Raw genomic sequence first — 14248 nt, 5'->3', positions numbered from 1 at the left:
CGACTGCGCGCCCGCCCAAAAACTTCGCGCATCGGATGAAATTTACGGGCGAAAGCCGCCGTCGCAAAGCCGCTTTAGCGTGGGCGTTGATATTCGCTGCGGACCGCCCCGTCCGCGACTATGGTGCAGGCCGGCCGCGAGCGCGGAGAACAGGCGATGGCTGGGGGTTCTGGAGCGGAGACGGCGGCGCGCCCGACGCGGGCCGAGCGGGCTTATCTGCGTCTCGGCCTCGACCAGCCGGGCGGCAAGCTGCCGCTGTTCGACAGCCGTGGACAAAGGATCAGCGAACAGACCATACGCGCCTGCCTCAGGCGAGGATGGGCCGAGCCCTGGTTCAAGAACCCCCTGGCGCCGGACTGGCTGGTGTGTCGCCTGACGGCGGCGGGAGCGGAGGCGGTGCGGGCTTCGACGCTCAGGTCCGAGCCAGCCGCACCGTGACGGCGATGTGCGGCCTGTCCGCCTCGGCGAACGGCGCAGGACGCGGGGCGGCGAGCGGCGCGGAGGTCTTGACCACCTCGGCCCGGTCCTTGGGAGAAAGCTGGATGGCGGAGCATTCGGCGACCGGTTTCATGACCACGCCGAAATGGCCGAGGGCCATGGTGGCCAGGGCCACGATCAAGGTTGCGAAGAACTCCACGACGGCGTGCACGGCCGAATCCCCTGGGCGAGCTCGAACGACGCGGTTATCCATCCGCGCGCGCGGCAGGGCAACGGCCGTAACATGAAATTTTGGTCATGCCGCACGCATGAGCGTCCGATGAACGCGCTCGCATCTGCGGGCGGGCTTTGGCTACCATCCAGATCAAGGGCAGTTTCGGGATTCGTCAATGAGTGATGCCGCCAGCGCCGCCGTCAGACCGGCTCAGGCCGCCCCCGCGTCCGCGGCGGCGAAGGTCGACTGGGGCAAGCTCATGCTCGGCTTCGGCGGCATGGTCATCGGCCAGTTCATGGCCATCCTCGACATCCAGATTGTCTCGGCCTCGCTGCCCCAGATCCAGGCCGGCATCGGCGCCAGCGCCGACGAGGTCAGCTGGGTCCAGACCGCCTATCTGGTGGCCGAGGTGGTGATGATCCCGCTCTCGGGCTACCTGTCGCGGCTGTGGGGCACGCAGAGGGTCTATCTGGCCTCCTGCATCGGCTTCATCGTCATGAGCGTGCTGACCGGCTTGTCGACCAGCGTCGACATGATGATCCTGACCCGGGCCCTGCAAGGGTTCATCGGCGGGGCGATGATCCCAACGGTGTTCGCGGTGGCCTTCACGGCGTTCCCGCCCGAGCGTCGGATGACCGCCAGCATCGTCATGGGCCTCATCGTCACCTTGGCGCCGACCGTCGGCCCGACCCTCGGCGGCCACCTGACCGAGATGCTGAACTGGCGCTGGCTGTTCTTCATCAACGTCTTCCCCGGCATGCTGGCCCTGTTCCTGGTGGGGCGCTACGGCAAGTTCGACGAGGGCGACCCGCGCCTGGCCAAGGGGTTCGACTGGTTCGGCCTGGCGGTGATGGCGATCTTCCTGCTCAGCCTGCAGTACGTGCTGGAGGAGGGGGCCAAGAACAGCTGGTTCGACGACGACGTCATCCTGCTCCTGACCATCACGGCGTTCGCGGGCGGGGCGGTGTTCATCTGGCGATCCTTGACCTACCGCCAGCCGATCGTCGAGTTGCGGGCCTTCGCCAACAAGAACTTCCTGATCGGGGTGACGATGACCTTCGTCACCGGCGCGTCCCTGTTCGGCGGCACCTTCCTGCTGCCGTTGTTCCTCGGGCGCGTGCGCGGCTACTCGTCGGCCGAGGTCGGCACCACCATGCTGGTCTCGGGCCTTTCGATGTTCCTCACCGGCCCGACCCTGGGCGGCCTGGTGCGCAAGCTCGACGCGCGCATCCCGATGTTCGTCGGCTTTTCGATGGCGGCCTGGGGTTTCTGGCTCGGCCACGACCTCACCGAGAACTGGGGGTTCTGGGAGTTCGCCGCCTTGCAGGCCTGGCGCGGCGTCGGGGTGATGATCGCCATGACCATGACGCAGACGGTGACCATGGCCACCCTGCCGCCGCAGATGGTCAAGAACGCCTCGGGGCTGATCAACCTGGCGCGCAACACCGGCGGCGCGGTGGGGCTGGCCCTGCTGTCGACCACCCTGACCAACCAGACCGCCCTGCACCTGAACGACCTGTCGAGCGGGGTCAGCATCGCCAGCGCCCAGTCGCAGGCCATGGTCGGCGGCCTGACCCAGCGCATGGCCCAGCTGGGCGTGGCCGACCCGGCCGGCGCGGCGCACAAGGCGTTCAACGGCCTGCTGGTCAAGAACGCGACCGTGCTGGCCTTCGGCGACGCCTTCACCCTGCTGGCGCTGGGTTGCCTGATCGCCGCCGCCGCCTCGCTGTTCGCCACGCCGCCTAAGGCGGCGGCCGCGCCGCCGCCCTCGGATTCCCACTGAGGCGCAAAAGAAAAGGCGCCCGCGGGGAGGGGGATGCCGCGGGCGCCTACGCTGATCGGACGGGGTTTCGGGCCGGGGGGATGAGCCCGAAGGGATGTCAGTTGTCCGATGAGGACAGAATGGTTCCTGGCCGCATCGGCAAGATGGCTGAGGCAAGGTCATTTCAGGGCGGATGTTGCGGCGCCGTATCGTGGGTTTCAGTTTGTGTCGCCAGGGCCCGCTGTTTGGCGTTCGCGCCACGTGATCGGCCGCCGCCGCCGGTCCTGGCGGACCACGACGTCGGCGCGGCGCGGGGTGGTGGCCATCATGTGCCGGGTCAGGCGCTCATAGACCTGGACGAAGCCCGCGACCTCGGCGTCGGACATGGCGTGCGCGGCGGGCCGGCCCTGCTCGGCCAGGCGGGCGCGCAGCTTGCGCTCCTGTTCGGTGCGCCAGCCCAGCACTGTCTCGAAGTCGGGCGGGCGCAGATAGACCAGGCCGTCGAGGCGCGCGAACAGCGCATGGTAGGGCCCGGCCAGGGCCGCGTTGGCGTAGCCTCGCCAGACGCCGTCCTCGTCGGCGCGGCGCTCCAGGGCGTTGATCGGGATCGACAGCGCCGCCGGGGTCTGCGGCGCGGCGCCCACGCACCAGCCTTCGAACAGCACCACGTCGGCCGGCCCCTGAAACGGCGTCCATTCGGACGGCGGCAGGCGGCCGTCCTCGGCCTTGTCGAAGCGCGGGATGGCCGTCGTCACCGAGGTCGCCAGGGCGTCCAGCACCCGCTCGCCCAGGGCGGGATCGTGGGTGCCGGGCGGTCCGCGCGTGCGGAACAGCGGGTGGACCCGCTCGGCCAGGGCCAGACGGTCGCTCCGGTCCAGATAGAGGTCGTCGAGCGAGAGCACCGCCACCGCCAGCCCCCTGTCGCGCAGCAGGCGGGCGGCGGCGGCGGCGACCGTGGACTTGCCGCCGCCCTGGGCCCCGCTCAGGCCGACGGTCACGCCGCGGCCGAGGGCCTCGCGCCGCCCGGCGATCCAGGCGGCCAGGGGAACGCACAATCGCTCGACCGTCTCGGCGAACTCAGGCGGCAGGCGCTCCTGCGCCAGGAACGCCGCCAGCCAATCGGGGTCGCCGCCGGCCATCCTCGTCGCCGTCAGGACCTGCGGGGGACCGCCCCGTCGGGGGGCGCGGCCTGCCAGCCGCCGCCCAGCGCCTGGATCAGGGCCACCGCGGTGGTCTGCCGGTTGCGGGCGGCCTGGGCCAGCGCCACCCGGGCGGTGAGGGCCGCCGTCTGGGTGGTGATGACGGCCGAATAGGCGATCTGGCCGGCGCGGTACTGGTTGAGGCTCAGCCGCTCGGCCTCGTCGGCCGCCGCCGACGCCTGCTTGCGCAGGTCGAATTGCTGGGCGAGGACGCGCGACGCCGCCAGTTGGTCCTCGACCGACTGGAAGGCGGCCAGGGTGGTCTGGCGATACTGGGCGACCGTCTGATCGTAGGTCGCCTTGGCCTGGGCGGTCTTGGCCCCGCGCGCGCCGCCGTCGAACAGGGTCTCGGCCAGGGCGCCGCCCAGCGACCAGAAGCTGGCCGAGGACTCGAACAGCCGGCTCAGGCTGGAGCCGCCATAGCCATAGGTTCCCGTCAGGCTGAGGTCGGGGAAATAGGCGGCCTCGGCCACGCCGATCTGAGCGTTGGCGGCGGCGACGCGGCGCTCGGCCCCTGCGATGTCGGGTCGGCGCTGCAACAGTTGCGACGGCACCACGGCCGGGACGTCGGGAACGACCTGCGACCATTGCGGCTGGGCGGCGATCGAGAAATCGGCCGGCGCCTGGCCGACCAGCACGGCGATGGCGTGCTCCAGCTGGGCGCGCTGCTGGTCGAGGCCGACGCGCTGGGCCTGGGCGTTGGCCAATTGGGTCTGGGCCTGGAGCACGTCGGTCTTGGCGGCGACGCCGGCCTGGAAGCGGTTCTGGGTGATCTCCAGGGCGCGGGCGTAGGCCTGGACGGTGGCGTCGAGCAGGGCGATCTCGGCGTCGGTCTCGCGGAGCTGCAGGTAGTCGGCCGCCAGTTCGCCCTGGGCCGACAGCCGCGCGCCGGCGAGGTCGGCCTCGCTGGCCTGGGCGCTGGCCTTGGCCGATTCGACGGTGCGGCGGATGCGGCCCCAGACGTCGATCTCCCAGGTGGCCCCGATGTCGACCTTGTAGCTGTTGCTGGTTCCGCCCGAGGCGCCGCCGGCGCCCTGCGACTTGGCGCGCGAGCCGGAGCCGTCCAGCGACACCGTGGGGAACAGGGCTGCGCGCTGGCCGCGCACCACGGCCCGCGCCTCGCGGTAGGCCGCCTCGGAGGCGGCGAGGGTCTGGTTGGAGACCAGGACCTTGCGCTCCAGGTCGTTGAGGACTGGATCGTTGAACAGCGTCCACCATTCGCCGCGGTCGAGGGTGTCGGCGGGCGCGGCCACGCTCCAGCCCTGAGCTTCCTTGAACCCGGCCGGGGCCGGGGTGGTCGGCCGTACGTAGTTGGGCCCGACGGCGCAGGCGCCGAGTGCGGCGCCGCACAGCAGCGGCAGGACGAGGCGGGCGCGGGAGGCGGACAGGGCGGGCATCGAGGGTTCCTCAGGCGGGATCGGCGGCGGGATCGCCGAGACGGGCCAGCTTGGCCTCGTCGGCGCGCGGGCGACGCAGCCGGTCCATGTACATGTAGACGACGGGGGTGGTGAGCAGGGTCAGGATCTGGCTGGCGATCAGGCCGCCGATGATGGCCACGCCGAGCGGGCGGCGCAGCTCGGCGCCCTCGCCGAAGCCGATGGCCAGGGGCAGGGCGCCCAGGGCGGCGGCGAGGGTGGTCATCAGGATCGGGCGGAAGCGCAGCAGCGAGGCCTCGTAGATGGCCTCGCGGGCGGTCAGGCCCCGCGACCGCTGGGCCTCCAGCGCGAAGTCGATGATCAGGATGGCGTTCTTCTTGACGATGCCGATCAGCAGGATGACGCCGATCAGGGCGATGATCGAGAACTCCATCCGGAACAGCATCAGGGCGATGACCGCGCCGATGCCGGCCGAGGGCAGGGTCGACAGCACCGTGACCGGGTGCACATAGCTCTCGTAGAGCACGCCCAGCACGATGTAGATGGCCAGGATCGCCGCCAGGATCAGCACCGGCTGATCCTTGAGCGAGCTCTGGAACACCTTGGCCGTGCCCTGGAAACTGCCGTGCACGGTGGCGGGCATGCCGATGTCGGCCTCGGCCTGGGCGATGGCCGCCTGGGCGTCGCTCAGCGATTTGCCCTCCGCCAGGTTGAAGGCGATGGTGGTGGCCAGCTGGGCGTCCTGGTGGTTGATCGCCGTGGGCGTCGAGCTGTCGGCGAAGCGGGCGATGGCCGACAGCGGCGTCATGGCGTGGGCGGTCTGGGCCAGGGCGGAGCCGGTCGAGGCGTCGCGGATCGGCGAGGCCGTCGGTCCCGAGCGTGGCGCGGCCGCGGCGGCGGTCTGGGCCGCGCTGGCGGCGGCCGACTGCGTCGCCGAGGGCGTCGATCCGCCGGTCGGAAGATAGACGTCGTTCAGAGCCGCCGGCTCCTGGGCGTACTGCGGCGCCACCTCCATGATGACGTGGTACTGGTTCAGGTCCTTGTAGATGGTCGAAACCTGCCTCTGGCCGAAGCCGTCATAGAGGACGTTGTCGACGTCCTTGGCGGCGATCCCCAGCCGCGCGGCGCTGTCGCGGTCGACGGTCAGGAAGGTTTCGACGCCGTGGTCCTGCTGGTCGGTGTCGATGTCGGTCAGGGCCGGCTGGGTCTTCATGGCGTCGGCCAGCCGGCTGGCCCACAGCCGCAGATCGGCGATGTTGTCGCTCTTGAGCGTGTACTGATAGGCGGCGTTGCTCTGGCGTCCGCCCATGCGCACGTCCTGCACCGGGTTGAGAAACAGGCTGGCGCCCGAGATGCGGGCCAGCTGCGGGCGCAGGCGGGTGATGACGTCCTGGCTGCTTTCCTTGCGGACCGACCGCGGCTTGAGATTGACGAACAGGAAGCCGCCGCCGGCGCGGGAGCCGCCGGTGAAGCCGACCACGGCGTCGACCGCCGGGTCCTTGCGGATCACGTCGACGAACTTCTTCAGCTTGCCCTGCATGGCCTGGAACGAGATGCTCTGGTCGGCGCGCAGGCCGCCGTTGAGCTGGCCGGTGTCCTGTTCGGGGAAGAACCCCTTGGGCGAGGCGATGAACAGATAGACGTTCAGCGCCACCACCACGGCCAGGACCACCATCATCAGGGCGCCGTTGTCGAGCGCCCAGTTCAGGCTCTTGCCGTAGGTGCGCATCACCCAGTCCAGCCCGTCCTTGGACCAGCGGCCGAGGCGGCCCGGCTCGCGGCCGGGTTCGTGCCGCTTGAGCAGGAAGGCGCACATCATCGGCGTGGTGGTCAGCGAGATGACCAGCGAGATCAGCACCGCGGCCGACAGGGTGACCGCGAACTCGCGGAACAGGCGCCCGACCAGCCCGCCCATGAACAGCAGGGGAATGAACACCGCCACCAGCGAGATGCTGATCGACAGCACGGTGAACCCGACCTCGCGCGCGCCCAGCAGCGCCGCCTTCATGCGGTCCATGCCCTGTTCGAGGTGGCGGCTGGTGTTCTCCAGCACCACGATGGCGTCGTCGACCACGAAGCCGGTGGCCACGGTCAGGGCCATCAGGCTGAGGTTGTTCAGGCTGAAGCCCAAAAGGTACATCACCCCCAGCGTGCCCAGCAGCGAGGCGGTCACCGCCACGGCGGGCACCAGGGTGGCGCGGGCGCTGCGCAGGAACACGCTGACCACCAGCACCACCAGGACGAGGGCGATCAGCAGGGTGGTTTCGACCTCCTTCAGCGAGGCGCGGATGGTGGTGGTGCGGTCGGACGCGACCTCCATCTGCACGTCGGCCGGCATCTCCTGGCGCAGCTCGGGCAGCAGCGCCTTCACCGAGTCGACGGTCTGGATGATGTTGGCGCCGGGCTGGCGGCTGATGACGGCGACCACGGCCGGCTCGCCGTTGAACAGGCCCAGCGTGTGGACGTCCTCGACGCTGTCGATCACCTGGGCGACGTCGCTCAGGCGCACCGGGGCGCCGTTGCGCCAGGCCACCACCAGGTTGCGGAAGTCGGCCGCCGCCTTGCCGACGTCGTTGGTGTAGATCTGGAAGCCGCGCCGGCCGTCCTCGACCACCCCCTTGGGCCGGTTGGCGTTGGCCGCCGAGATGGCGGCCCGCACGTCCTCGAGCCCGACGCCGTACTTGGCCAGGGCGTAGGGGATGATCTCGACCCGCACGGCGGGCAGCGAGGCGCCGCCCAGTTCGACGTCGCCGACGCCCTTCACCTGCAGGAGCTTCTGCGAGACGATGTTGGAGACCGCGTCGTAGATCTGGCCCGGCGTCTTGCTCTTCGACGTCATGGCGATGATCATGATCGGCGCGTCGGCCGGATTGACCTTGCGATAGGTCGGGTTGCTCTTCAGCGAGGCCGGCAGGTCGGCGCGGGCGGCGTTGATCGCCGCCATCACGTCGCGGGCGGCCCCGTCGATATTGCGGCCGAGGTCGAACTGCAGGGTGATCCGCGCCGAGCCCGTCGAGCTGGACGAGGTCATCTCGTTGACATTGGCGATGGAGCCCAGCCGCCGCTCCAGCGGCGTCGCCACGCTGGAGGCCATGGTCTCGGGGCTGGCCCCCGGCAGGCTGGCCGAGACCGACACCGTCGGGAAATCGACCTGGGGCAGGGGGGAGACGGGCAGGGCGAAGAAGGCCGCCGCCCCCGCCAGGGCCAGGCCGATGGTCAGGAGGACGGTCCCGATCGGCCGCCGGACGAAGGGCTCCGACAGGTTCACGGCGTCACCGGCTTGGGTTCAGCCGCGTCGGCGTCCCTGCGGCCGCGACGGGCGAGGCGGTCGAAGGCGAGATAGACCACCGGCGTGGTGAACAGGGTCAGGATCTGGCTGACGATCAGGCCGCCGAAGATGGCCACGCCGAGGGGGCGGCGCAGCTCCGACCCCTCGCCCCAGCCCAGCATCAGCGGCACGGCCGCGAACAGCGCCGCCAGGGTGGTCATGATGATCGGCCGGAAGCGCAGCAGCGCCGCCTGGTGGATGGCCTCCTGCGGCGACTTGCCCTCGTTGCGCTCGGCGTCGATGGCGAAGTCGATCATCATGATCGCGTTCTTCTTGACGATGCCGATCAGCAGGATGATGCCGATGATGCCGATCACCCCAAGGTCGCTGCCGGTGACCATCAGCGCCAACAGGGCGCCGACCCCGGCCGACGGCAGGGTCGACAGGATGGTCAGGGGGTGGATGTAGCTCTCGTAGAGCACGCCCAGCACGATGTAGACGCAGACCACCGCCGCCAGGATCAGCCACAGCTCGTTCTTCAGCGAGGCCTGGTAGGCGCTGGCCGCGCCCAGGAAGGTGGTGGTCACGCTGGTCGGCATGCCGACGCTCTTCTCGACCTTGCGGATCTCGTCGACCGCCGCGCCGAGGCTGACGCCGGGGGCGGTGTCGAAGTTCACCGACGCGGCGGGGAACTGGCCGACATGGGTGACCTGCAGGGGCGCGGTCTGCTCGCGCACCGTGGAGAAGGCCGACAGGGGCGTGGGCGCGCCGCTGGTCGGCAGGTGCAGGTTGTTGAGGTCCTGGGGCGTGCGCACCAGGCTGGGCTTGGCCTCCAGGATCACCCGGTACTGGTTGGTCTCGGTGAAGATGGTCGAGATGATCCGCTGGCCGAAGGCGCTGTAGAGGGCCTCGTCCACCGTCGAGGCGGTGATGTTCATCCGCGCTGCGCTGTCGCGGTCGATGTCGACATAGGCGGCCAGGCCCTGTTCGCCGGCGGTGGTGACGACGTTGCGGACCTTGGTCGCGTCGGACTGCAGGCGGGCGGCGAGCGTATTGGCCCACTGGTCGACGATCTTCTGGTCGGCGCCCTCCAGCGACAGGCGGTACTGGGTGGGCCCGGTCTCGGCGTCGATGGTCAGGTCCTGCACCGGCTGGACATAGAGGGTGACGCCGGCCGCGGCGGCGGCGGCCCGCTGGCGCAGGCGGTCCATGGTCGCCGCCTGCGAGCTGGTGCGACGGGCCTTGAGGTTGATCAGCATGCGGCCGGCCGACAGCATGGTGGTGTTGGCGCCGTCGACGCCGATGAACGAGCTGAGCGACTGGACGTCCGGATCGGCCAGGACCGCCTTGGCGACCGCCTGCTGGATCTCGCCCATCTTCTCGTAGGACACGGTGCGCGGGGCGTGGACCTCGGCCTGGAGCTGGCCGGTGTCCTGGGTCGGGAAGAGGCCCTTGGGGATGACGATGTAGAGCAGGGCGGTGACGATCAGGGTGGCGACGGCCACCACCAGGGTGGCGGTCTGCCGGCCCAGCACCCAGCGCAGGGCGGCGTCGTAGCGGTCGATCACCCGGTCGAACAGGTCCTGGACCCGCTTGCCGATCCCCTTTTCCGGGTGGGTGGCGTGCTGCTTGAGCCAGCGCGCGGCCAGGGTCGGCGTCAGGGTCAGCGACACCACGGCCGAGATGATGATGGTGATGGCCAGGGTGACGGCGAACTCGCGGAACAGCCGGCCGACCACGTCGCCCATGAACAGCAGCGGGATCAGCACGGCGATCAGCGACACCGTCAGAGAGATGATGGTGAAGCCGATCTGCTTGGCGCCCTTGAGCGCGGCGTCGAACGGGGTGTCGCCTTCCTCGAGGTAGCGCGAGATGTTCTCGATCATGACGATGGCGTCGTCGACCACGAAGCCGGTGGCGATGGTCAGGGCCATCAGGCTGAGATTGTTCAGGCTGTAGCCGAGCAGATACATCACCCCGAACGTGCCGATCAGCGAGATCGGCACCGCCAGGCTGGCGATGATCGTCGCCTGGATGCTGTGCAGGAACAGGAAGATCACCAGCACCACCAGCAACACGGCCAGCACCAGTTCGAACTCGACGTCGTGGACCGAGGCGCGGATGCCGGTCGTGCGGTCGCTGAGCACCGTGACCTTCAGGCCGGACGGCAGCGCCGCCTGAAGTTCGGGCAGCTGCTTCTTGATGGCGTCCACCGTGCCGATGACGTTGGCCCCGGGCTGGCGCTGCACGTTGACGATGATCGCCGGCCGCATGTCGGCCCAGGCGCCCAGCCGGACGTTCTCGGCGCTGTCGACCACGTCGGCGACGTTGCTGATGCGGATGGGCGCGCCGTTCTTGTAGGCGACGACAAGGTTCCGGTAGTCGTCGGCGGTGGTCAGCTGGTCGTTGGCGTTGATGGTGTAGGCGCGGGTCGGGCCGTCGAAGCTGCCCTTGGCGCCGTTGGCGTTGGCGTTGCCGATCGCCGTGCGCAGGGTGTCGACGCCCAGGCCGTAGGAGGCCAGCGCCTGGGTGTCGACCTGGATGCGCACCGCCGGCCGCTGGCCGCCGCTGAGGCTGACCAGGCCGACGCCGCCGACCTGCGAGATCTTCTGGGCCAGCCGGGTGTCGACCAGGTTCTGGACCTGGGTCAGCGGCAGGGTGTCGGAGGTGACCGCCAGCGTCATCACCGGCGCGTCGGCGGGGTTGACCTTGGCGTAGACCGGCGGGGCCGGCAGGTCGGCCGGCAGCAGGTTGCCGCCGGCGTTGATCGCCGCCTGCACCTCCTGTTCGGCTACGTCCAGGGTCTGGCTCAGGTCGAACTGCAAGGTGATGACCGAGGCGCCGGCAGAACTGGTCGAGCTCATGCGCTGCAGGCCGGCCATCTGGCCGAACTGCCGCTCCAGGGGCGCGGTGACGGTGTTGCTCATCACCTCGGGGCTGGCCCCGGGATAGAGCGTCTGCACCTGGATGGTCGGATAATCGACCTCGGGCAGGGCCGACAGCGGCAGGAACTTGAAGCCGACCAGGCCGGCCAGCAGGATCGCCGCCATGAACAGCGACGTCGCCACCGGCCGCATGATGAACGGGCGAGACGGATTCATCGGCGCTCAGCTCCGACGCTACGCTGACGCCGAGCGGTCAATTGGCCGGCCCGCCGGCCGGGGGCTGGCCTTGGCCCGCCCCGTTCTGACCGCCGCCGTTCTGGCCGCCCCCGCCTTGACCGTTCTGGCGGTGACGCCAGCCGCCGGGCGGCCGTCCCTGACCGTCGCCGCCGGGCGCGGCCTGCTGGGCCGAGGCCGGCTGGCCGGCCGGCGGGGCGCCCGCCTGGGCCGCGCCGCCGCCATGACGACGGCCGCCGCCGCCCGGACCGCCCGGGCCGCCCTGGTGCGGCTTGTCGCCAGGCAACTGCACCCGCGCGCCGTCGGTCAAGCGGTCGCCGCCCTCGGTGACCACCCGCTCGCCGAGCTTGAGGCCCTGGGTGATCGAGACGTTGTCGCCGCTGCCGGGGCCGCGCGTCACCGCGCGCAGGCTGACCGTGCGATCCTGGTTGAGGACGTAGACGAAATCGCCTTGCGGCCCGTGCCGCAGCGCCGCCGCCGGCACGACCACGGCGCCGCTCAGCGTGTCGAGCAGCATGCGGACGTTGACGAACTGATTGGGGAACAGCGCGCCGTCGCCGTTGGCGAACCGGGCCTTGGCCTTGACCGTGCCGGTGGCGGCGTCGACCTGGTTGTCCAGTGTCAGGAACTGGCCCTGGCCGAGGGTCGTGGTCCGCGTGCGGTCGAGCGCGGTGACGGCGATGGCCGCGCCGGCCTTCACCCGGGCCTGGATGCGGGGCAGGTCGTCCTGCGGCACCGAGAATTCGACGTCGATGGGATTGACCTGGGTGATCACCGCCACGCCGGCGGCGTCGCCGGCGGCGATGTAGTTGCCCATGTCGACGACGCGCAGGCCGATCCGCCCCGAAACCGGGGCGGCGATGCGGCTGTAGCCGAGATTGAGCTGGGCCGAGCCCACGGCCGCGCGGTCGGTGGCCACCACCCCTTGCAGCTGCTTGACGGTGGCGGCCTGGGTGTCGACGTCCTGGCGGGCGATGCTGTCCTGGGTCAGCAGGGTGCGATAGCGGGTCAGGGTCAGCTGGGCGACCTGGAGCTGGGCCTCGTCGCGGGCGAGATTGCCCTGGGCCTGGCCGAGGGCCAGCTGGAAGGGACGGGGATCGATCACCGCCAGCGTCTGGCCCTTTTCGACCATCTGGCCCTCGCGGAACAGGATCTGGGTGATGACGCCCGCGACCTGCGGGCGGACCGTGGCGGTGGCCGGCGGCGTCACCGCGCCCAGGGCCTCGATGGTGATGGGGATGTCGATGTTCTTGGCCATGGCGACGCCGACGGTGGTGGTCGGCCGCCGCCCGCCGCCGGGGCCTCCCGGACCGCCGGGACCGGCCGGCGCGCGGTGCGTCAGATGCCAGGCCAGGGCGCCGAGCGCGGCGAGCCCGCCGACCGCCAGGGCCGCCCCGATCACCCGGCCGCGAGACTGGCCCGCTCGCCGTGCCTGGGTTGACCGCCCCTGCTGCGATCCGCCTTCCATCGGCGCTGGCTGCCGGTCCATGAGGTCTCCTCTTGACGCATTACCGCAGGGCGAGTGGGCGCTTATGCCTCAGCGGCCCGACTCAAAAGAGGCGGCGGTGATACAACTCCCACACATCCCTTCGGCCTCTATGTCGGCGCTGAAATGAAGCCGTCCGCGAAGTCTCGCCGAAACCAGGGATTTTGTCGCCTGACGAGCGCGGCCTGGACCGCAAGGGGTTTGGCGGCCGCACGGCGGCGTCTTCGGCCGCGGAGGCGGCCGGCGCGGATGCTCAACCGATGGAGGTTCGACGCTGGATTGCGGCGGAGGGCCGGGTTCAGCCGCCCAGGAAGCGCCTGAGCCAGATCGCCACGCGCTGGGAGTCGTTGGGCTGGGCCAGGCTGGCGGTCGCGGCGGCGGCCTGCGCCTCGTCGATGCTGCGGCCCCGGCGGGACTCGATCAGCGCCGCGGCGTAGTCCGGACTGAATTCCGGATGGGCCTGGAACGACGCCGCCAGGCGGCCCGGATAGGCGAGGGCGGCGTAGGGGGTGAAGTCGCTGGCGGCGAGCACCACGCTCTGCGGCGGCGGTTCGACCACCTGATCCCGGTGCGAGGCGGGCAGGGAGAAGGTCTCGACCTCGTCCATCCAGTAGGGCCGGTTGGTCACCGCATAGGTCTGGAGGCCGAGGCCCCAGCCCTTGGCCGACTTCTCGACCCGGCCGCCGAAGGCCTGGGCCAGCAGCTGGTGCCCGAAACAGACGCCCAGGATCTTCACGTCGCCGTCCAGGCCGCGGACGAACGCCTCCAGCGCGGCGATCCATGGGTCGCCGTCATAGACGCCCGAGGCCGAGCCGGTGATCAGGTATGCCTCGCAGGTGCGGGGCGAGGGGGGCAGGTCGCCGTTGCGGACGTCGAACATGGTGAAGCGGAAGGCCGGCCCGAGCAGGCGGCGGAACATGTCGCCATAGGAGCCGAAGCCCTCGTCGAGGGGCGTCGGCGGCGAGCCGGTTTCGAGGATGCCGATGTTCATGACGACGGCTCCGTGCGGGTCAGGGTGACGTAGAGTTCGGATTCTATGACCCATTGGCCGACGGATTTGCGCCAGACGGCCATGTAGGCCCCGGCCATCGCCGCGTCGCGCCAGACGCCGGTCCACCGGCCGTTCTCGGCGGCGCGGCCGCCGTCCTGGTCGGGCGTGACCGTATCCGGCGACCGTTCGTATCGGACGAAGCCGGATTCGCGGAACTGGGCCGCGAAGGCCGCGATCACCGCATCGGCCCCGCAGATCAGCGCGCCGTCGCCGACGACGACATTGACCTCGGGGGCGAAGAACGGCCGCAGGCGTTCGGCGTCATGGGCGGCGATGAACTTGTTCGTCAGCCGCCGGCGGGCGCGGATCGCGTTCTCGGCCGTGGTCATGGCGCG

10 protein-coding genes are annotated in these 14248 nt (G+C 70.5%); 2 read left to right on the top strand and 8 right to left on the bottom strand.

What is annotated here, in order from left to right; translation table 11 throughout:
* Positions 1-156 precede the first annotated feature (156 nt).
* On the top strand, positions 157-438 hold the full coding sequence (locus C5708_RS03340) for a hypothetical protein (RefSeq protein WP_242917801.1): 282 nt from the start codon (positions 157-159) through the stop codon (positions 436-438).
* Here the strand turns inward: C5708_RS03340 and C5708_RS03335 are convergent.
* Positions 413-649 (bottom strand): hypothetical protein, encoded by a 237-nt coding sequence (locus tag C5708_RS03335; RefSeq protein ID WP_242917799.1) that lies wholly within the window; start codon positions 647-649, stop codon positions 413-415. The genes C5708_RS03340 and C5708_RS03335 overlap by 26 nt on opposite strands.
* A 178-nt stretch (positions 650-827) precedes the next feature.
* Between C5708_RS03335 and C5708_RS03330 the strand changes: the two genes are divergently transcribed.
* Positions 828-2435, top strand: a complete 1608-nt coding sequence (locus tag C5708_RS03330; RefSeq protein ID WP_242917797.1) for a DHA2 family efflux MFS transporter permease subunit — start codon at positions 828-830, stop codon at positions 2433-2435.
* A 197-nt stretch (positions 2436-2632) separates the two neighbouring features.
* Here C5708_RS03330 and C5708_RS03325 read toward each other — a convergent pair whose 3' ends face one another.
* The 7 genes from C5708_RS03325 to C5708_RS03295 form a co-directional block, all read right to left on the bottom strand.
* Entirely contained in the window at positions 2633-3553 is a 921-nt protein-coding gene (locus tag C5708_RS03325; RefSeq protein ID WP_242917795.1) for a kinase, read from the bottom strand.
* Positions 3554-3564: 11 nt separating this feature from the next.
* Complete coding sequence (locus C5708_RS03320) at positions 3565-5010, bottom strand: efflux transporter outer membrane subunit (protein WP_242917793.1); 1446 nt, start codon at positions 5008-5010, stop codon at positions 3565-3567.
* Between the two features lie 10 nt (positions 5011-5020).
* Complete coding sequence (locus tag C5708_RS03315; RefSeq protein WP_242917790.1) at positions 5021-8257, bottom strand: efflux RND transporter permease subunit; 3237 nt, start codon at positions 8255-8257, stop codon at positions 5021-5023.
* Positions 8254-11358 carry an efflux RND transporter permease subunit gene (locus tag C5708_RS03310; RefSeq protein ID WP_242917788.1) on the bottom strand — a complete coding sequence of 1035 codons (3105 nt, stop codon included), beginning with the start codon at positions 11356-11358 and terminating at the stop codon, positions 8254-8256. The genes C5708_RS03315 and C5708_RS03310 overlap by 4 nt, the downstream gene beginning before the upstream one ends.
* 37 nt (positions 11359-11395) lie before the next feature.
* Positions 11396-12865 (bottom strand): MdtA/MuxA family multidrug efflux RND transporter periplasmic adaptor subunit, encoded by a 1470-nt coding sequence (locus C5708_RS03305; RefSeq protein ID WP_242917786.1) that lies wholly within the window; start codon positions 12863-12865, stop codon positions 11396-11398.
* A 295-nt stretch (positions 12866-13160) separates the two neighbouring features.
* On the bottom strand, positions 13161-13853 hold the full coding sequence (locus C5708_RS03300; protein ID WP_242917784.1) for a type 1 glutamine amidotransferase: 693 nt from the start codon (positions 13851-13853) through the stop codon (positions 13161-13163).
* Positions 13850-14242 carry a DUF4440 domain-containing protein gene (locus tag C5708_RS03295; RefSeq protein ID WP_242917782.1) on the bottom strand — a complete coding sequence of 131 codons (393 nt, stop codon included), beginning with the start codon at positions 14240-14242 and terminating at the stop codon, positions 13850-13852. The genes C5708_RS03300 and C5708_RS03295 overlap by 4 nt, the downstream gene beginning before the upstream one ends.
* Positions 14243-14248 lie beyond the last annotated feature (6 nt).

Origin of the sequence: Caulobacter sp. CCUG 60055, assembly GCF_022750545.1 — a bacterium.
Classification (GTDB): Bacteria; Pseudomonadota; Alphaproteobacteria; order Caulobacterales; family Caulobacteraceae; genus PUIC01.
This window is presented reverse-complemented; position numbering and strand designations above follow the sequence as displayed.

What these genes read in the sequence shown, in the direction of transcription:
- C5708_RS03340 (WP_242917801.1), top strand. Translation starts at nt 157, where the DNA reads ATGGCTGGGGGTTCTGGAGCGGAGACGGCGGCGCGCCCGACGCGGGCC.
- C5708_RS03330 (WP_242917797.1), top strand. Translation starts at nt 828, where the DNA reads ATGAGTGATGCCGCCAGCGCCGCCGTCAGACCGGCTCAGGCCGCCCCC.
- C5708_RS03325 (WP_242917795.1), bottom strand. Translation starts at nt 3,553, where the DNA reads ATGGCCGGCGGCGACCCCGATTGGCTGGCGGCGTTCCTGGCGCAGGAG.
- C5708_RS03320 (WP_242917793.1), bottom strand. Translation starts at nt 5,010, where the DNA reads ATGCCCGCCCTGTCCGCCTCCCGCGCCCGCCTCGTCCTGCCGCTGCTG.
- C5708_RS03310 (WP_242917788.1), bottom strand. Translation starts at nt 11,358, where the DNA reads ATGAATCCGTCTCGCCCGTTCATCATGCGGCCGGTGGCGACGTCGCTG.
- C5708_RS03305 (WP_242917786.1), bottom strand. Translation starts at nt 12,865, where the DNA reads ATGGACCGGCAGCCAGCGCCGATGGAAGGCGGATCGCAGCAGGGGCGG.
- C5708_RS03300 (WP_242917784.1), bottom strand. Translation starts at nt 13,853, where the DNA reads ATGAACATCGGCATCCTCGAAACCGGCTCGCCGCCGACGCCCCTCGAC.
- C5708_RS03295 (WP_242917782.1), bottom strand. Translation starts at nt 14,242, where the DNA reads ATGACCACGGCCGAGAACGCGATCCGCGCCCGCCGGCGGCTGACGAAC.